The sequence below is a fragment of the Micromonospora sp. NPDC007230 genome, from assembly GCF_042869115.1.
Classification (GTDB): Bacteria; Actinomycetota; Actinomycetes; order Mycobacteriales; family Micromonosporaceae; genus Micromonospora.
The window spans coordinates 51,978-70,214 of sequence record NZ_JBIAFE010000020.1 but is presented as its reverse complement, the minus strand read 5'-3'; the positions used below and the strand labels follow the sequence as shown (position 1 = coordinate 70,214).

Sequence of the window (18,237 nt, the reverse complement as noted above, 5' to 3'; positions counted from 1 at the left end):
TCGAATGAGGTCACACCTGAATGTTGAACCGTTGCAGCACCGACGGGGCGACCAGCCCCACCGCGGCGAGCACCGCGAGGATGGTCATCGCCGCCCGCAGCACGATGGTCTCGGCCTTGCTCCCGGTCCGCAGCGCGATGCTGTTGGGCAGGCCGATCATCGTCCACATCCGCCGCTTGATCGGGATCGGCCAGAGGATCGGCACCCCGGCCCGGGTGATCATGTCGCCGAGGATGTGCACGAAGCAGCCCACGCCGACCGCCGTGCCGATGAGCGGATAGCCCCGGTCGCCGGGGAGGTTGGCGAAGGTGAACCAGGCGGCCCCGGCCGACACGAGGGTGACGATCACCCAGCCGGCCCGCTCGGCCCACCCGTCGAAGAGGCCGCGCAGCGCCAGCCCGATCATGAAGAAGAGGATGCTGACCACCGCCCACTTGCCGTAGTGGGCGCAGAGCGCGGTGGTGCCCCAGCCGACCAGCACGGTGAACGGAATGGTGTGGGTCAGCGTCCGGTGCCCGTTGTTGCGCTTCGGATCCTTGCTGAGCTTCGTGGCGTAGTAGACGCCCAGCGAGAGCTTCTCCACCACCTCGGCGATGAACAGGCTGACCACGCCGAAGGTGCGGGCCACGGTGGCGCCACCCTGATTGCGGGTCACCTTGCCGGAGAGGTCGAGGTCGGGGAAGAGTGCCCCGCCCGCGCAGACCGCCGTGCCCACCGCCAGCGCCAGCGGTGTCTGGTGGTAGTCGGCGAACTGGTCCAGCGCCCAGGAGCCGGTCAGCCACACCGCCGCGCCGGACAGCGCGTGGGACGGTCCCATCATCTCGGTTCGCCCTTCCCCGGAGGTCTTGATCGACAAAACTACGTCACTGTAGTTAAGGCGCCGGGTGGAGGGGCATCACCCGGACGGTCCACTGAGGAGAGGGGCGGGACCGGTCCCGCGGACCAGCCGGATCACCAGGCAGTATGTCGCCGCGGGCCGGGCGGAACTGTCGGCGATGCGACGCGCGTCAGCTCGCGGCCTCGGCCAGCAGATTTCCGTCCGGGATGGTGATGGCGGCTCGGCCGCCGGTCAGCAGCGCGGCCGCCCGGCCGGCCTGGAACGTGTCGTGTTCCCGGCGGGCGGCGGCGTAGCTGCCGGCGGTCCGGGCGGCGACGGTGGCCCAGCCGTACCGCTCGGCGACCATGGTGCGGGCGCGGCGGGCCACCCGGCGGGCGAAGACCTCGTCGCCGAGGAGCCGGTCGACCGCGCCGGCCAGGGCGTCCGGGTCGCTGTGCGGGAAGGTGAGCCCGGTGATGCCGGGCTCGACGATCTCGGCGAGCCCGCCGGTGCGCGCCACCGCGAGCGGCGCTCCGGCGGCGGCCGCCTCAAGGGCGACCATGCCGAACGGCTCGTAGAGGCTCGGGACGACGGTGGCGTCGGTGGCGGCGAGCACCGCGGGCAGTTGGGTGGTGTCCATGAAGCCGGCGAACCGGACGGTCTCCCCGAGGTGCAGCTGTCGCGCCTGGTCGACCAGCTCCTCCCGGTACGGCCCGTCGCCGGCGATCACCACGCGCAGCCCCGGGTGTCGGTCCCGCAGGTACGGCACCGCGTGCACCAGGTGCTGCACGCCCTTCTCGTAGACCAGCCGGCCCGCGTACCCGACCAGGGGACCGGTGCCGGCGAAGCGGGCGCGGGCGGAGGCGACCGCCCGGGGGCGGGCCCGCCAGGCCCGGTCGTCGACCCCGTTGGGCACCACGTCGATCGACCCGGTCGGCACGTCGAACAGCCGCGTCACCTGTTCGCGCATGTAGCCGGAGCAGGCGATCACCCGGGCCGAGGCGTTGCTCAGCCAGTGCTCGACGCCGTGGATGGTGCGGTTCATCTCCTCGGGCAGCCAGCCCTGGTGCCGGCCGGCCTCGGTGGCGTGGATCGTGGTGACCAGGGGCAGATCGAGGTGCTCGGCCAGGGTGACCGCGGTGTGCGCGACGAGCCAGTCGTGGGCGTGGATGACGTCGTACCCGCCGGTCGTGGCGGCGCGCAGCGCGGCCCGGGTGAGGGTGTGGTTGAACGCCATGGTCCAGGCCAGCAGCGAGTCGGTGGCGAGCGGGAACCGGACCGGGTCCTCGGCCGCCCGCAGGATCCGCACCCCGTCGGCGTACTCCTCCAGGGGTGCGCCCTCGGCGTGGCGGGTGACGACGGTGACCTCGTGGCCGGCGGCGGCCAGCGCGACGGAGAGGGCGTGCACGTGGCGGCCGAGTCCACCGACCAGTACAGGCGGATATTCCCAGGAGAGCATCAGCACCCGCAGGCGCCGGGCGGGCTGGAGGTCGATCACTTCGGCGTCAGCGGACATGCGGCCCCCTTGAGTTGTGTCTCCCGCACCACGCCACGGCCGCCCACCGCACCGGGGGCCGCCGTCCGCGCCCGGGGTCGCAGCCCATCCTGCCGAGCGGTCGATAACCGGCGGAGACGCGCTGATTGCCGGGATGTAACGCGTGGTCAGCGCCGGCGGACGCGGAGCAACTCGGCGACCGACCAGGCCTGGAACGGGCAGCCGGTGGCGGTGTGCGGCGGGTCGCCGTCGGCGGTCTCGCTCACCGAGCCCAGGCCGAACTCCGTCAGATGCCCGTCAAGACCCACGAACAGGTCGTCGGTGGGCAGCCCCGCCCGGCGGTACGCGTCGGCGAACGGCCCGATCAGCCACGGCCAGACGGTCCCCTGGTGGTAGGCGGCGTCCCGCTCCGCCGGCCCGCCCCGATGCCGGCCCACGTAGCCGGGGGAGTCGGGGGCGAGGCTGCGCGGGCCGAGCGGGGTGAGCAGCGCCTCGGCGATGCGGCGCAGCGCCGCCGGGTCCGGGTCGAGGGGGGCGTACGGGAGGGACCAGGCGAGCAGCTGGTTGGGGCGGAGCAGGTCGTCGTCGTGGTGCGCCGCCCCACCGAGGGGGTGCGCCGGGGCGGGGGCGTCCACCGCGTCGTGCAGCCAGCCCACCGGAGCGGGGAACCGCGCCCGGAACCCGGCCGACGCCCGGGTGTGCAGCCCCCACAGCGCGGTGGCGTCCCGCCCGACCAGCTCGGTCAGCTCGGCGACCCCGGCCAGTCCGTTGACCCAGAGCGCGTTGACCTCCACCGGCTTGCCGGTACGCGGTGTCACCGGCACTCCGTGCACCCGGGCATCCATCCAGGTCAGTGCGGTGCCGGGGGTGCCGCCCTGGTTGATCAGCCCGTCCGTCGGGTCGGCCCGGATGCCGTAGCGGGTGCCGGCCAGGTGCGCCTGCACCACCGCGTGCAGCGCGGGCAGCAGCTCGTCGCCGAGGTCGGTGTCGCCGGTGACGGTGACGTGCCGGGTCACCGCGTGCAGGAACCACATCGTGGCGTCGACCGTGTTGTACTCCACCCGCCCCGTGTCGGCGGTGTTGGACAGCATCCCCTCCGACAGCGTCGCCGCGTACGCGCGCAGCAGCGCCCGCCCCTCGTCCGCCCGGTTGGTGGCCAGGAACAGGCCCTCGTAGGAGGTCATGGTGTCCCGTGACCAGGCGCCGAACCACGGGTAGCCGGCCACCACGTCGGGCCCGGTGCCGGTGCTGACCACGAACGCGTCCGCCGCCAGGGCCAGGGTCGCCGCCACCGGGTCGGCCGGTTTCGCCGCGGCCACCACCGTCCGGTTGCGCTGTCGCGCCGCCTCGACCAGCGCGGTCGCCGGCGGCGGCTCCTCGGCCAGGTCCTCCGCCCAGGCCAGCACTGGGACCGTGTCGCCGGGGGAGCCCAGGGTGCCGGAGAATCGGCCCGCGTACCAGAGGTCCTCGTCCGGGTTGAGGCCGCGGGCCGCCTCCTCCCGGTGGCGTACGCCGAGCCACCACCGCCCCTCGGGCGCCCAGTCCGGCCCGGCCAGCCGGAAGGCGCCCTCGACCACCGCCCCGCCGGCTGCCGGCTCCAGGCTCGGGGCCGGCCCGTCCGCCCGGCGCTCCCCGTGCGCGTCCCGCCAGGTGCAGGCCGCCGCCAGGTCCAGCCGCACCGGGCCGCCGGAGACCAGCCGGTGCACCACCGCCACGCAGGGCCGGCCGTGGGCCATGGCGATCTCCCGCTCGATCACCACGTCGCCGATCCGCCACCGCCAGCGCGGCACCCCGTCGACCAGGTCGAACCGTTCGAGCAGTTCGTAGCCGCGCGGGTCGACCACCCCGGAGGACCACTCGTGGGCGCCGAGCCGGACCCGCTGCCCGGAGGGCAGGGTCACCGCCGGGTCCAGGCTGACCAGGCCCACCTTCCGGGAGGCGGGGGTTTCCCCGGCCACCACCAGCAGCCCGTGGTAGCGGCGGGTGCGCAGGCCGCTGACCGTGCCCATGGCGTAGCCGCCGCGGCCGTCGGTGACCAGCCACTCCCGGGCCGACCCGGCGGCGAGGTCCCCGCAGACCTGCGGGCCGAAGCGAATCTCGATCAACTTTCCTCCACCGGCGGCGAGGTGCTACACGCCACGACGACAATGGCCGCTGTGGTGAAGTACCCAGGCGGCGTCGAAGATGTGCAAATGCTCACCGACCGCCCGACCTCCGCGACCCCCGACCCCGAGCGGCACCGGCTCGCCCAGGCCGACGCCGGGGCGCAGGACTGGCGCGCATGGGGTCCCTATCTGTCCGAGCGGGCGTGGGGGACGGTTCGGGAGGACTACAGCGAACACGGCACGGCGTGGGACTACTTCCCCCACGATCATGCGCGCTCCCGAGCCTACCGGTGGAACGAGGACGGGATGGCGGGCGTCTGCGACGACCGGCAGACCTTCTGCTTCGCGCTGGCGCTGTGGAACGGCCGGGACCCGATCCTCAAGGAGCGGATGTTCGGCCTGGGCGGCGACGGCGGCAACCACGGGGAGGATGTCAAGGAGTACTGGTGGTACGAGGACTCCACCCCCACTCACTCCTGGATGCGCTGGCGCTACCACTACCCGCAGGCCGCCTTCCCGTACGACGAGCTGGTCGCGGTGAACGCGCTGCGCGGCCGGGACGACACCGAGTACGAGCTGGTCGACACGGGGATCTTCGACGACGACCGGTACTGGGCGGTGACCGTCGACTACGCCAAGGCGTCCCCGACCGACATGTGCATCCTGGTGACGATCGCCAACCGGGGGGACCGGGACGACACCCTGCACGTGCTGCCCACCCTGTGGTTCCGCAACACCTGGGGGTGGGGCCTGCCCGGTGGCGAACGGGTGCCGCGGATGGTCGGCTTCGAAGCCGGCGCGGGGGCGGGCCCGGCGGCCGGCGCCCGGCTGGTCGGTGAGCACTGGGTGCTCGGGCAGATCCTGCTGGAGGGCGACGGCGCGCCCGTCCCGCTGCTCTGCGACAACGACACCAACGCCGAGCGGCTCTGGGGGCTGCCCGGGCGGTCGCCGTATCCGAAGGACGGGATCAACGACCACGTGGTGGCCGGCGCGGCCACCGTCAACCCGGACCGGGAGGGCACCAAGGGCGCCCTGCACTACGTGCTCGACGTGCCGGCCGGTGGGCAGCGGCAGATCCGGTTGCGGCTGACCCGGACCGCCCCGCCGCCGGCGAGCCCGCCGCCGCCCCCGGCGGATCTCGGGGACGACTTCGACAGCGTGGTGTGGGCGCGGCGCGCCGAGGCCAACCGCTTCTTCGCCGGGGTCATCCCCGTCGCGGCGACCGCCGACGAGGCGCTCGTGGCGCGGCAGGCCATCGCCGGGCTGATGTGGGGCAAGCAGTTCTACCACTTCGACGTGAAGCGGTGGCTGGAGGGCGACCCGGGCTCCGCGCCGCCCCCGGCCGGGCGTCGGCACGGGCGCAACAGCGCCTGGTGGCACATGAACAGCTTCGACGTGATCTCCATGCCCGATCCGTGGGAGTACCCCTGGTACGCGGCCTGGGACCTGGCCTTCCACTGCGTCACCATCGCCCGGGTCGACCCCGGCTTCGCCAAGGAGCAGGTGCTGCTCCTGCTCCGCGAGTGGTACCTGCACCCCAACGGGCAGATCCCGGCGTATGAGTGGGCGTTCGGGGACGTGAACCCGCCGGTGCACGCCTGGGCGGCGCTGAAGGTCTTCGAGATCGACGGCTCCCGGGACCACGAGTTCCTCGCCCGGGTGATGCACAAGCTGCTGCTCAACTTCACGTGGTGGGTCAACCGCAAGGACACCGGCGGCAACAACGTGTTCGAGGGCGGTTTTCTCGGGCTGGACAACGTCGGCCCGTTCGACCGGTCGGCCGCGCTGCCGGTGGCCGGGGTCCTCGAACAGTCCGACGGCACCGGCTGGATGGCCATGTACGCGCTCAACCTGCTCGACATGGCCGTCGTGCTGGCCGAGCACGACCGGGCGTACGTGGACACCGCGACCAAGTTCTTCGAGCACTTCGCGTACATCGCGGCGGCGGCGTACCAGCAGGGGCTCTGGGACGACGAGGACGCCTTCTTCTACGACGTGCTGCGGCTGGCCGACGGCAGTCAGGTGCCGCTGAAGGTCCGCTCGGTGGTGGGGTTGCTGCCGCTCGCGGCGGTCACCCGGCTCACCGCGCGTACCCTGCGCCGGCTGCCCGAGCTGGGTGCCCGGCTGCGCTGGTTCCTCACCAACCGTCCCGAGTTCGCCGACGTGGTCGGCGCCCGCCGGCTCGGCCCCGACGGGCGGCAGCAGCGGCTGCTGTCCATGGTCGGTCCCGACCAGATGGTCCGGCTGCTCGCCCGGATGCTCGACACCGACGAGTTCCTCTCCGAGTACGGCCTGCGGACGCTGTCCCGCGCCCACCTGGACAAGCCGTTCACCGTCACCCTCGGCGGGCAGGAGTTCAGCGTCGGTTACGAGCCGGCCGAGTCGACCAGCGGCCTGTTCGGCGGCAACTCCAACTGGCGCGGCCCGATCTGGATGCCGACCAACTTCCTGCTGATCAGCGCGCTGCGCGACTACGCCGCCTTCTTCGGCGACGACCTGCAGGTGGAGTACCCGACCCGCTCCGGGCAGAAGCGGACCCTGGACGAGATCGCCGACGATCTCTCCGCCCGGCTGATCGCGCTGTTCACCCGGGACGGCTGGGGTCGGCGGCCGATCTACGGCGCCTGCCAGCTCTTCCAGACCCACCCCGACTGGCGGGACCTGATCGCCTTCCCGGAGTACTTCCACGGCGACAACGGCGCCGGGCTCGGGGCGTGGCACCAGACCGGGTGGACCGCGCTGGTCGCCGACCTGATCCTCACCCTGCGCCGCTGACGCGCCGCCGCGGTCGGAAACCCGGATGTCGCGGCTGTCCCGGCGCAGTAGCGTGTCCCGGTCCGGTCACGGGAAGGGGTACGCGATGCGACAGCGCCGGGAGGCCAAGGTGCTCGTCTTCGACGCCGACGACACACTCTGGGAGAACAACGTCCTCTTCGAGCGGGTGATCGACGACTTCCTCGCCTGGCTGGACCACCCGACGCTGGACCGGGCGGAGATCCGGGCCGTCCTCGACGACATCGAGCGGGCCAACGCCGTCGCGCACGGCTACGGCAGCAAGGTCTTCCTGCACAGCCTGGGCGAGTGCCTGGAGAAGCTGCGGGAGCGCCCGGCGACGGAGCGGGAGCGCGCCGAGATCGAGAGCCTGGCGGCGGCGCTGGTGGGTCACCAGGTGGAGCTGATGCCCGGCGTGGCGGAGACCCTCGACGACCTGGCCACCCGGCACGAGCTGCTGCTGCTCACCAAGGGGGAGCGGGAGGAGCAGCAGCGCAAGCTCGACGCCTCCGGGCTGCTGCACCACTTCCGGGCCGCGCACATCGTGCGGGAGAAGGACGCGGACACCTATCGCTGGTTGGCCTGCGAGCACGGCTTCGACCCGGCCGGCGCGTGGATGATCGGCAACTCCCCGCGCTCGGACATCCTGCCCGCCCGGGCCGCCGGCATGAACGCGGTCTTCATCCCGAACGAGAACACCTGGGTGCTGGAGCACGACGAGCTCGACCCGGGCGACCATGGGGTGATCCGGTTGGCCGCTTTCCCCGACCTGCGCCAGCACTTCTGATCGGCGGGTAACGTCCCGCCTGTGCCGTTGACCTTTCCCTCGCATCTGGCGCCCGTGCTGCCGCTGAAGCTGTGGCGACCGCGCTGGTTCGACGGGGTCGCCCTGGCCACCGGCGCCGTCGCGCCGGACGTCGGCTACCTGTTCACCGGCACCCGGTTCGAGCTCGGTCAGCGTACGCACACCCTCGGCGGGCTGCTGTGGTGGTGCCTGCCGGTCGCGCTCGCGTACGCCTGGAGCGTCCGCCGGGTGATCGCCGGCATCGCGGTGCACCTGCCCGGCGAGCGCCTCTTCGCCTGGCGGGACCACGCCGCGCTGGGCGGGGTCCGGCATCCCTGGCAGGTCACCGTCTGCTCGGCGCTGATTGGCGCGTTCAGCCACGTCGGCTGGGACCGGGTGACCCACAGTGACCGCTGGCCGCGGCTGCTGGGCATCGCGGACTTCCACGCGCTGACCGGGCTCTACTGGTGGCAGTTCTCCGATGTGCTCGGCACGGTGGCGGGCGCCGTCGTCGTGGTCGCCCTGGCGGTGCGGGCCGCCCGCCGGCAGGAGATCTTCGACGGCGTACGACCACCCGCGCCGCCGGCCCGGCCCGGCCGGTTCTGGGCGGTCGCGCTGCCGGTGGCCGCGCTCGGGGCGCTGCTGCTGCCCGGCCTGCCCGCAGCGGCCGTACCGGCGCCGGCCGGGGTGCGGCTGCTGCACCTGGGGGCGCTCGCGTTGATCGCTGGAGCCGCCGCGGCCGGCGGCCTGCGTCCGGTCCCGCCGCCCGCGACGCGCGACGGACACCTCGCGGGCAAACAGCGCCAGCCCAGCTGACCCTGTTACACGAACATGCCGTATTTCGACATTGGCATCAATCACATTCTCCCGGCGCTGGGGAAGCTTGTTCGCTCTGCGAGAAGGTGCCTAACCTGAGCCCGCGTTCACGACTCTTCGGGGTGAGTCAGGGACGCACCGAAGTCCGGTAGTTGGGCACCGTGGAGCTGAGTGCAGGCGGGCCGGCTCGCCGTGTTGAGCCCGGCGTGGGCGTCGTGCCACGCCCGCCGCGCTCGCAACGGCGAATGCCGCTACCACGCCGGACGGCTGGGGGTCAGGACCGGGGAGTTGCGGACCCGGTCCTGACCCACCCCGGCGTCTCCGAGCGGACCGCTCTTCGTCCCGTTTCTCGCCTGTCGGTCGCGGCTGCCTGCGCGGCGCCAGTGTTACATCGACACGCCGCATCACGAGTCGGATAAATGTCACCCTCCACGGGGCATCGGGAGGAACCGCCGAGTGCCAGGATCGTCCGGGTGAAACGGAGATCTCTCATCCTCGGCGCGGCTGTCGGAGCCGTGGCGCCGATCGTCGCCGGTGGTGCGGCACCCGCGGCGGCGGCGATCACCGACCCGGACGTCGGTGGCACCCCCGTGCGGCCCAGCGGCCCGCGCTCGAAGAACCGCGCCGCCGGGCTGAAGACCCTGCCCAAGGAGACCAAGCAGGTCATCGTCGTCGGCGCGGACACTTGGACCACCACGTACGCGACCCTTGAGACGTTCACCAAGGTCGCCGGGCAATGGTTCCCGGTCTCGGCGCCCCTGCCCGCGCGCATCGGCTCGAAGGGCTTCAGCGACAACCACGTCGAAGGCGTGCCGACCACCCCGACCGGCGTCTACTCCATCGGTCCCACGATCTACGGCATCGGTGCGAATCCGGGCGTCCGCTACCCCTACCACCAAGTGGTCACCAACGACTGGTGGAACGAGAACCCGGACTCGCCCCGCTACAACAGCTTCCAGCACACCACCACCAACCCCGGCGGCTACAGCGAGGCACTCTGGCAGGAGAAGCCCGCGTACACGCACTTCGCGGTGATCACCTACAACATGGCGCCGAACGTGCCCACGCCGGTACCCGGCGCTGGCAGCGGCATCTTCCTGCACGAGTTCAGCACCGCGTCGGGCAATGCCACCGCCGGCTGCGTGAGCCTGTCGCACAACCACCTGGTCGGCGTGCTCACCTGGCTCAACCCGGCCGCCGCGCCGCGCATCGTGATCAGCCCGTACTCGGTGCTGAACCGCTACTGAACCGGCGCGCCCGCCGTCCCGGCAGGGGTCCCCGCCGGACCCCTGCCGGCCGCTTCCTGTCACTCTGACCCGGGGAACCGCTCACCACATGGACACGATCAGCACCGGCCAGCCCTCCGGCGGGGAGGCGACCACCACCTGCTACCGGCACCCCAAGCGGGAGACGCTGCTGAGCTGCACCCGCTGCGAGCGCCCCATCTGCCCCGACTGCCTGCGCGAGGCGCCGGTGGGGCACCGCTGCCCGGAGTGCGTACGCGACGAGAACCGCACTGTCCGCCAGGCCCGCACGGTCTTCGGCGGCCGGGTGGCCGCCCGGCCGGTGGTGACGTACGTGCTCATCGGGCTCAACGTGCTGGCCTACCTGGCCGAGCTGGTCCGCCCGGCGATCCTCGACCAGTTCGACAGCCTGGGCACCGGGCTGGTCGACGACGCCGGCCAGCGGTACGTCGACGACGGCGGCGCGTACGACGGATACCAGCTGATCGGCATCGCACACGGCGAGTGGTATCGCCTGATCACCTCCGCCTTCCTGCACCAGCTGCCCACCCAGGGCATCCTCGGCATCCTGCACATCGTGTTCAACATGTACTGGCTCTGGGTGCTCGGCCGGGTCATCGAGGAGCGGCTGGGCGTCGTGCGTTTCCTCGCCGTCTACCTGCTCGCCGCGCTCGGCGGATCGGTCCTGGGTTTCCTGGTCTCCCCGCACCAGGCCGCCGTCGGCGCCTCCGGCGCGGTGTACGGGCTGGCCGGCTGCTACTTCGTCCTGACCCGGCGGCTGCACCACCACCCGATCGACCCCAACCGGGTGATCATCCCGTTCCTGATCTGGATGGTGGTCTCCGCCGGCTGGACCTCCTGGGAGGGGCACCTTGGTGGCCTCCTGGCCGGCGGGGTCGCCGCCGTCGGGCTGGCGTACGCGCCGGCGAAGCGGCGAACCATCGTGCAGGTGTCGGTGACCGTCGGGCTCACCGTGCTGCTCGTCGCGCTGGTCGTCATGAAGTCGCTCGCCCTCACCACCTGACGGCAGCTCGGGCTGAAGTCAGGGCGGATCGGCTCTGGTGGGACACCACCGGCCGGAGTGACACTGAGCCATGAGACTTCAGCGCGTACCACTGCTTGCCAGCGTGGTCGTGCTGCTCGCGGCGGCCTGCTCGACGACCGACCACGACGGCGCGGCCCCGCCGACCTCGACGGCCCCCGCGCCCAGCGCGACCGCCGTCACCACGCCGGCCACGACGGCCTCCGCCACCGCCGCGCCATCCGCAGCCGGGGGTTGGCGGGTGACGTACGGGTGGGCGGTGCCCTCCGCGCCGGCCCGCGTGGCCCACACCGTCAAGGTGCCGGTCAACCCCGCGCCGGGGGAGCCACTGCCCGTGCTGGTGCAGATCCAGGTCGGTGACCACCCGGCCGAGGGGTTCAGCCGGATCAGCTTCGCCTTCCGCGGGCCCACGCCGTCCTACCAGGTCGGATACGTCGCACAGGTGGAGTCCGACGGCACCGGCACACCGGTGAGTCTGCCCGGCGACGCCTTCCTCTCCGTGCGCTTCGACCCGGCCCAGGCACATGACCGCAGTGGCCGGAGCACGGTGCACGCGCCGCCGCCGGCCATCGGCTACCCGACGCTGCGCGGCTGGGCGGTCGCCGGAGACTTCGAGGGGCACCTGAGCTTCGGCCTCGGGGTGCGGACCTCGGGCGAGCCGCTGCCGGTGCGACTGGGCGAGTCGACCCGGCCCGACGGCACCCACGTCGTCTCGCTGGACGTGCGGCGCGGTTGACCGCGGCGGGCGGCACCGCCCGCGCGGGCCGGAGGGCGACCCGGTCGGATGCCGGGTGCCTCAGGCCGCGCCGCGGACGATGGCCACGGCCACCCGGCAGAACTCGTCCATGTCGGGCTGGAAGCCGGCGGCGATGTCGGGGTGCAGGCCGGCGCGGGTCTCGTCGAGCAGTCGGCGGCACACCTCCTCGACGGGTTCGCCCGCGTAGCCGGCGCGGACCCGCTCGGTGGCCGCCTGCAGGGCCGAGGTCAGCTGATCCTCCAGCGGGCCACGCAGCTTCTGCTGCACCGGGTCGAGCCCGCTCGGGTCGAGCGTGACGTGTGGCTCCGACATGCTGCTCCCTTCGTCGGCGTCCGCGGTACCCCGCCGCGGTCGTCGGTCAAACCACCGCCGGTACGGCGGCCACCCGGACCTGGTACGAGAAGTCCTCGGCCGGCTCCTCCGCGTACGACAGCCGGCGGATCTGCCGGTCGTCGGCGTAGAGGGCGACGTCGACCAGCACCCCGAGGTGGGCCAGGCCGATGTTCGCCACCCGCTTCTTGTCCTGCAGCACCGCGCAGACCCCGCCCAACAGTGTGCTGGCGTCGGAGGTGCGGTGCCCGGGCGGGCAGCGCAGGGTCAGGTCCACCTCGATCGGGCCGGCGAGCGGGGTCCAACCGGTGTGCTGGGCCGCCTCGCAGGCGGCCTGGAGCAGGGCGCGGACTCTCGCCGCCTGCCGGTGCCCGGCGGCGAAGATGGACAGGGCCTCGGTCTTGACCGGGGGCAGGCCGCTCACCTCGAACGTCAGGGCGAGAGCGCGGGTGGTGTCCTGCACGACGGACCTCCTCGGTTGGGACGATCCTGCCCAACCGGTGGTGCCGCAGAGGCGAGTTCGCGCGAGAACCAACCGAAAGGGCGGGCTGGGGTCGGCCGGAGGCGTATCGACGTCGACGGCGAACGCGCTGGCTGCGGAGCTATGAGAACGCTAGTCGACCGGGCGGACGCTGGGTAGCCTCGCCGCTCACTGTTTGGGACGCGGGGCGAAGGCACAGAACTCGTTCCCCTCCGGGTCCGCCAGGACCCACCACCGGGTGGTGTCGGTGGGCTCGCGCAGCAGGGTGGCGCCGGCCGCGATCAGCGCGGTGGGGTCCGGGCCGGTCAGGTCGACGTCCCAGTGCACCCGGTTCTTCACCCGCTTGCGCTCGGGCACCGGGTCGAAGACCCAGTGGTCCCAGGGGAAGCCGGCCGCGTCCACCACCGAGGTGGCGCCCTCCTCGGTGGTGGCCACCCGGCCGCCGACCACGCCGGCCCACCAGCCGGCCTGGGCCGCCGGGTCGGCGCTGTCGACCACCAGCTCGAAGACGCCGGGCCGGGCGCCCTCGCGGGGCCGGAAGGCGCAGAACTGGTTGCCTTCCGGGTCGGCCAGCACCCACCAGCTGATCTCGGCGTCCGGCTCACGGACCAGCCGCGCGCCGGCGGCCAGCAGCGCGGTCGGCTCCGGCTCGGCGAGGCGCAGGTCCAGGTGGACCCGGGTCTTGCCGGTACGCGGCTCGGGCACGGTGTTGACCCAGATCGACTCGGCCTTCGAGGCGGCTGCCCGGGGATCGATCCGGGTGTCGCCGTCGCCGGTGTCGATCAGGTCCGCGTTGAGGACGCCGGCCCAGAAGGCACCGAGCCGGTGGGCGTCCGCGGCGTCCATGCAGAGGTCCTTGAAGCGCGCGATCATGCCCCCACTATGCCCGGCTCCGACACCCGGCTGCCCCGCGCGTGCTCCGGGGTCCGCCCAGATTGCCGGGAAGTGCGCGCGTCGGATCGCCGGCCTTGCGTCCATCGGATCGGACCGGGGCCCGGTGGCGTGACCTGGCCCACAGCCCGGCCCTGTGGTGGGCGTCGCGTGACGGTCAGGTTTCGCGCCGTGGCAGGTCGGGCACTGTCAGGCGCACGAAACGCCTGGGGCCGGGGCGGATCCGCCGCCGACCGCGCCCCCGACCGTCTCGCCGTGCGCCGGGGCACGGGCGACTTCCCCGGCCTTCGCCGACGAAAGGGGGAGGGCGATGACGACACACCCCGGCGACGCCGCGGACCGGCGGCGGCCACGCAGGCGTGCGGCGGCGGCAGCCGCCGCGCTGGCGTTGGTGGCGCCGTTGGCCGCCTGCGGTTCCGGTGGTGACGGCGGTACGCCGACGATCAACCTGTACTACCCGCCGGAGCAGAACCTGCAGCAGGTGGTCGACGACTGCAACGCCCAGGCGCAGGGGCGTTACCGGATCGTCTACCGCGTGCTGCCGCGGCAGGCTGACGACCAGCGGGTGCAGATGGTGCGCCGGCTGGCCGCGCAGGACAGCGGGATGGACGTGCTCGGCCTCGACGTCACCTGGACCCAGGAGTTCGCCAGCGCGCACTGGATCCGGGAGTGGACCGGCCAGGACAAGGCGGAGGCGGAGCAGGGCACCCTGGCCGGCCCGCTGGACACCGCCCGCTACGAGGGCAAGCTCTACGCGGCGCCGAAGAACACCAACGTGCAGCTGCTGTGGTATCGCACCGATCTGGTGCCGGAGCCGCCGAAGACGTGGGACGAGATGATCTCCGCCGCGCAGCGGCTGAAGGAGCAGGGCAAGCCGTACCAGGTGCTCACCATGGGCGCCCAGTACGAGGGCCTGGTCGTCCTCTACAACACCCTCGCGGAGAGCGCCGGCGGGAAGATTCTCAGCGACGACGGCAAGCGGGCGGTGATGGACGAGGGCGCCGTCAAGGCCCTCGACCAGCTGCGGAAGCTGGCCACGTCGGGGGTGACGTCGCCGTCGTTCACCAACGCCACCGAGGACCCGGTACGGCTGGAGTTCCAGTCCGGCGGCGGCGCCTTCGAGGTCAACTGGCCCTTCGTCTATCCGGCGATGCAGGAGGCGGCGCCGGAGATGGCGAAGAAGGTGAAGTGGGCGCGAGTGCCGGGCATCGACGCGAACACCCCGAGCAAGGTCACCATCGGCGGCGTCAACATGGCGGTCAGCACCTACTCGAAGCACCCGAAGGAGTCCTTCGAGGCCGCCAGGTGCATCCGCGATCCGGAGCACCAGAAGTTCTCCGCGGTCAACGACGGCGTGCCGCCGACCATCGAGAAGGTCTACGACGACCCGGAGATGGACAAGGCGTACCCGATGAAGGAGACCATCCTTCAGGAGCTGAAGGAGCCAGCGGTCCGGCCGCTGACCCCGGCGTACCAGAGCATCTCCACGGTGATGTCGGCGATGCTGTCGCCGCCGTCGGGGATCCGGCCCGAGCAGACCGCCGACGAGTTGCGCAAGGCCATCGCCGACGCCCTCGAGTCGAAGGGGGTACTGCCGTGAGCGAGATCCACCCGCAGCGGGCCGACCGTCCGGAGGTGACGGCATGAGTGTGAACGCCACTCCCACCGGCCGGACGTCGCCGCCGAGGCCGAACGTGGCCCCGGGCGGCACGCCGCGGTGCCGGCGCAGCGGCCCCGGCGCGGGACGAAGGCCCCGCTGAGCGAGAACAAGCGGGCCGAGCGGCGCCTCGGCTGGCTGCTCTGCGCGCCGGCCGCGCTGGTCATGCTGCTGGTCACCGCCTACCCGATCCTCTACTCGGTCTGGTTGTCCCTGCAGCGCTTCGACCTGCGCTTTCCGGACCAGCGCGAGTTCGTCGGGCTGGACAACTACGTGACCGTGCTGGGCAACCAGTTCTGGTGGACCGCGTTCGGGGTGACCGCCGTGATCACCGTGGTGACCGTCGCGGTGGAACTGGTGCTCGGCATGGGCCTCGCGTTGATCATGCACCGGACGCTGGTCGGCCGGGGCATCGTCCGCACCGCGGCGCTGATCCCGTACGGGATCGTCACGGTGGTCGCGGCGTTCTCCTGGCGGTACGCCTGGACGCCGGGCACCGGCTACCTGGCGAACCTGTTCGACGGCAGCGCGCCGCTGACCGAGCGGGCCAGCTCGCTGGCGATCATCATGCTGGCGGAGATCTGGAAGACCACGCCGTTCATGGCGCTGCTGCTGATGGCCGGCCTGGCGCTGGTGCCGGAGGACCTGCTCAAGGCCGCGTCCACCGACGGTGCGACGGCCTGGCAGCGGTTCACCAAGGTGATGCTGCCGGTGATGAAGCCGGCGATCCTGGTCGCCCTGCTGTTCCGCACCCTGGACGCGTTCCGGGTCTTCGACAACATCTTCATCCTGACCGCGGGCGGCAACGAGACGTCGTCGGTGTCGATGCTCGCCTACAACAACCTGATCCGGGGGTTGAACCTGGGCATCGGCTCGACGATGTCGGTGCTGATCTTCATCACCGTGGCGATCATCGCGTTCGTCTTCGTGAAGTTGTTCGGCACCGCTGCCCCGGGCAGCGACGACGGGGAGAGGCGCTGACATGGCCACCGAAACCACCATGCGGGCGAGGCTGCGCTGGGGTCTGCTGGACGTCCTCGTTGTCGTCTTCGCGTTGATCCCGGTGCTCTGGATCGCCTCGCTGTCGTTCAAGACCCCGGCGACGCTCACCGACGGGAAGTTCATCCCGCGGGAGTGGACGCTGGACAACTACCGGACGATCTTCGCCACCGACCAGTTCGTTCGGGCTCTGGTCAACTCGATCGGCATCGCGCTGATCGCCACCCTGATCGCGGTGGTGCTGGGCGCGATGGCCGCGTACGCGGTCTCCCGGCTGGACTTCCCCGGCAAGCGGCTGCTGATCGGGGTGTCCCTGCTGATCGCGATGTTCCCGCAGGTGTCGCTGGTCTCACCGCTGTTCGAGATCGAGCGGCAGCTCGGCCTCTTCGACACCTGGCCGGGGCTGATCCTGCCGTACATCACCTTCGCGCTGCCGCTGGCGATCTACACGCTGTCGGCGTTCTTCAAGCAGATCCCCTGGGATCTGGAGAAGGCGGCGAAGATGGACGGCGCCACCCAGGGCCAGGCGTTCCGGCGGGTGATCGCGCCGCTGGCCGCGCCGGGGCTGTTCACCACGGCCATCCTGGTGTTCATCTTCTGCTGGAACGACTTCCTGTTCGCCATCTCGCTGACCTCCACCGAGCGGTCCCGCACGGTGCCGGCCGCGCTGTCGTTCTTCACCGGCGCGTCGCAGTTCGAGGATCCCACCGGGGCGATCTGCGCCGCCGCCGTGGTGATCACCATTCCGATCATCCTGTTCGTGCTCTTCTTCCAGCGCCGCATCGTCTCCGGCCTGACCTCCGGCGCAGTCAAGGGATAGGTGGTGTTGTCATGGCTGACATCGTGCTGGACAAGGTGAGCAAGCGGTTCCCGGACGGGACCGTGGCGGTGCGGGACGTCGACTTGGAGATCGCCGACGGCGAGTTCGTGATCCTGGTCGGCCCCTCCGGCTGCGGGAAGTCGACCACGCTCAACATGATCGCCGGGTTGGAGGACATCAGCTCCGGAGAGCTGCGCATCGCGGGGGAGCGGGTCAACGACCGGGCTCCGCGGGACCGGGACATCGCCATGGTGTTCCAGTCGTACGCGCTGTACCCGAACATGACGGTCCGGGAGAACATGGCCTTCCCGCTGCGGCTGGCGAAGTTGGACCGGGAGAGCATCAACACCAAGGTCGAGGAGGCGGCGAAGGTCCTGGAGCTGACCCCGCTGCTGGACCGCAAGCCGGCCAACCTCTCCGGCGGCCAGCGGCAGCGGGTGGCGATGGGCCGGGCGATCGTCCGGCAGCCCAAGGCGTTCCTGATGGACGAGCCGTTGTCCAACCTGGACGCCAAGCTGCGGGTGCAGATGCGCACGGTGGTGTCCCGGCTGCAGAAGCAGCTCGGCACCACCACCGTCTACGTGACCCACGACCAGACCGAGGCGATGACCCTCGGCGACCGCGTGGTGATCATGCGGGGTGGTGCGGTGCAGCAGGTCGGCCCGCCCCAGGAGCTCTACGACCACCCGCGCAACCTCTTCGTCGCCGGGTTCATCGGCTCGCCGTCGATGAACTTCCTGCCCGCCGCCGTCGAGGACGGCCACCTGCGGACGGCGTTGGGTGATGTGCCGATCGGCAACCGGGTCCGCCATCAGTTGGCGGGCGGTGACGCGCCGCGCGAGCTGATCCTCGGCATCCGGCCCGAGCATTTCGAGGACGCAGAGTTGCTCGACGAGGAGACCCGCCGCCGGGGTCTGGAGTTCGAGGCGCCGGTGGAGATCGTCGAGTCGATGGGCTCCGACAAGTACGTGTACCTCGCCGTCGAGGGGGAGCGGGCCAACTCCGCCGAGCTGGAGGAGTTGGCCGCCGACGCGGGCACCGGCGACTTCACCGGCACCGGTTCCAGCCTGGTCACCCGGCTGTCCGCCGAGTCGCCGGCCCGGGAGGGGGAGCACCGGCGGGTCTGGTTCAACCTGGAGAAGATCCACCTGTTCGACCCGTCCACCGGGCGGAACCTGACCCTGCACGAGGGCCGGGCGGCCGGCGCGCTCGCCGACTGAGGGACGC

General features: G+C 72.0%; 15 protein-coding genes and 1 pseudogene. 10 read left to right on the top strand and 6 right to left on the bottom strand.

Annotation, left to right across the window (positions count from 1 at the left end):
• Positions 1–10: 10 nt before the first annotated feature.
• The 3 genes from ACFYML_RS25460 to ACFYML_RS25450 form a co-directional block, all read right to left on the bottom strand.
• Positions 11–820, bottom strand: coding sequence for a metal-dependent hydrolase (locus ACFYML_RS25460; protein ID WP_073836718.1), 810 nt, complete (start codon positions 818–820; stop codon positions 11–13).
• Positions 821–1,007: 187 nt separating this feature from the next.
• On the bottom strand, positions 1,008–2,333 hold the full coding sequence (locus tag ACFYML_RS25455) for a glycosyltransferase family 4 protein (RefSeq protein WP_387423021.1): 1,326 nt from the start codon (positions 2,331–2,333) through the stop codon (positions 1,008–1,010).
• Between the two features lie 146 nt (positions 2,334–2,479).
• Positions 2,480–4,417: an amylo-alpha-1,6-glucosidase gene (locus tag ACFYML_RS25450; RefSeq protein WP_387423020.1), complete on the bottom strand. Its 1,938-nt coding sequence runs from the start codon at positions 4,415–4,417 to the stop codon at positions 2,480–2,482.
• An 87-nt stretch (positions 4,418–4,504) separates the two neighbouring features.
• On the opposite strand from ACFYML_RS25450, the gene ACFYML_RS25445 reads away from it, so the two are divergent.
• The 6 genes from ACFYML_RS25445 (at position 4,505) to ACFYML_RS25420 (ending at position 11,811) form a co-directional block, all read left to right on the top strand.
• Positions 4,505–7,192, top strand: a complete 2,688-nt coding sequence (locus tag ACFYML_RS25445; RefSeq protein ID WP_387423019.1) for a glucosidase — start codon at positions 4,505–4,507, stop codon at positions 7,190–7,192.
• An 85-nt stretch (positions 7,193–7,277) separates the two neighbouring features.
• A complete protein-coding gene (locus ACFYML_RS25440) occupies positions 7,278–7,976 on the top strand; it encodes an HAD family hydrolase (protein ID WP_387423018.1) in 699 nt (232 codons plus the stop codon).
• Positions 7,977–7,997: 21 nt separating this feature from the next.
• Positions 7,998–8,789 (top strand): DUF4184 family protein, encoded by a 792-nt coding sequence (locus ACFYML_RS25435; protein ID WP_387423017.1) that lies wholly within the window; start codon positions 7,998–8,000, stop codon positions 8,787–8,789.
• Positions 8,790–9,262: 473 nt separating this feature from the next.
• Entirely contained in the window at positions 9,263–10,036 is a 774-nt protein-coding gene (locus tag ACFYML_RS25430; RefSeq protein ID WP_387423016.1) for a L,D-transpeptidase, read from the top strand.
• Positions 10,037–10,124: 88 nt separating this feature from the next.
• A complete protein-coding gene (locus ACFYML_RS25425; RefSeq protein ID WP_387423015.1) occupies positions 10,125–11,057 on the top strand; it encodes a rhomboid family intramembrane serine protease in 933 nt (310 codons plus the stop codon).
• Positions 11,058–11,127: 70 nt separating this feature from the next.
• Positions 11,128–11,811, top strand: a complete 684-nt coding sequence (locus tag ACFYML_RS25420) for a hypothetical protein (protein WP_387423014.1) — start codon at positions 11,128–11,130, stop codon at positions 11,809–11,811.
• A gap of 60 nt (positions 11,812–11,871) precedes the next feature.
• Here ACFYML_RS25420 and ACFYML_RS25415 read toward each other — a convergent pair whose 3' ends face one another.
• From ACFYML_RS25415 to ACFYML_RS25405, 3 genes are all read right to left on the bottom strand, one after another.
• The gene (locus ACFYML_RS25415) at positions 11,872–12,144 is read right to left on the bottom strand and encodes a hypothetical protein (protein ID WP_073836709.1); all 273 of its coding nucleotides are present in this window, start codon (positions 12,142–12,144) and stop codon (positions 11,872–11,874) included.
• A gap of 46 nt (positions 12,145–12,190) precedes the next feature.
• Positions 12,191–12,625 carry a hypothetical protein gene (locus tag ACFYML_RS25410; RefSeq protein WP_073836708.1) on the bottom strand — a complete coding sequence of 145 codons (435 nt, stop codon included), beginning with the start codon at positions 12,623–12,625 and terminating at the stop codon, positions 12,191–12,193.
• Positions 12,626–12,811: 186 nt separating this feature from the next.
• Positions 12,812–13,516: a VOC family protein gene (locus ACFYML_RS25405; RefSeq protein ID WP_387423013.1), complete on the bottom strand. Its 705-nt coding sequence runs from the start codon at positions 13,514–13,516 to the stop codon at positions 12,812–12,814.
• Between the two features lie 328 nt (positions 13,517–13,844).
• Between ACFYML_RS25405 and ACFYML_RS25400 the strand changes: the two genes are divergently transcribed.
• The 4 genes and pseudogenes from ACFYML_RS25400 to ACFYML_RS25385 all read left to right on the top strand — a co-directional run bounded on the left by ACFYML_RS25400 (position 13,845) and on the right by ACFYML_RS25385 (position 18,230).
• Positions 13,845–15,134, top strand: coding sequence for an ABC transporter substrate-binding protein (locus tag ACFYML_RS25400; protein WP_387423012.1), 1,290 nt, complete (start codon positions 13,845–13,847; stop codon positions 15,132–15,134).
• Between the two features lie 43 nt (positions 15,135–15,177).
• A pseudogene (locus ACFYML_RS25395) lies at positions 15,178–16,172 on the top strand (carbohydrate ABC transporter permease).
• A 1-nt stretch (position 16,173) separates the two neighbouring features.
• Positions 16,174–17,010: a carbohydrate ABC transporter permease gene (locus tag ACFYML_RS25390; RefSeq protein WP_387423011.1), complete on the top strand. Its 837-nt coding sequence runs from the start codon at positions 16,174–16,176 to the stop codon at positions 17,008–17,010.
• Between the two features lie 11 nt (positions 17,011–17,021).
• Positions 17,022–18,230 carry an ABC transporter ATP-binding protein gene (locus ACFYML_RS25385; protein WP_387423010.1) on the top strand — a complete coding sequence of 403 codons (1,209 nt, stop codon included), beginning with the start codon at positions 17,022–17,024 and terminating at the stop codon, positions 18,228–18,230.
• The last annotated feature ends 7 nt before the right edge of the window (positions 18,231–18,237 follow it).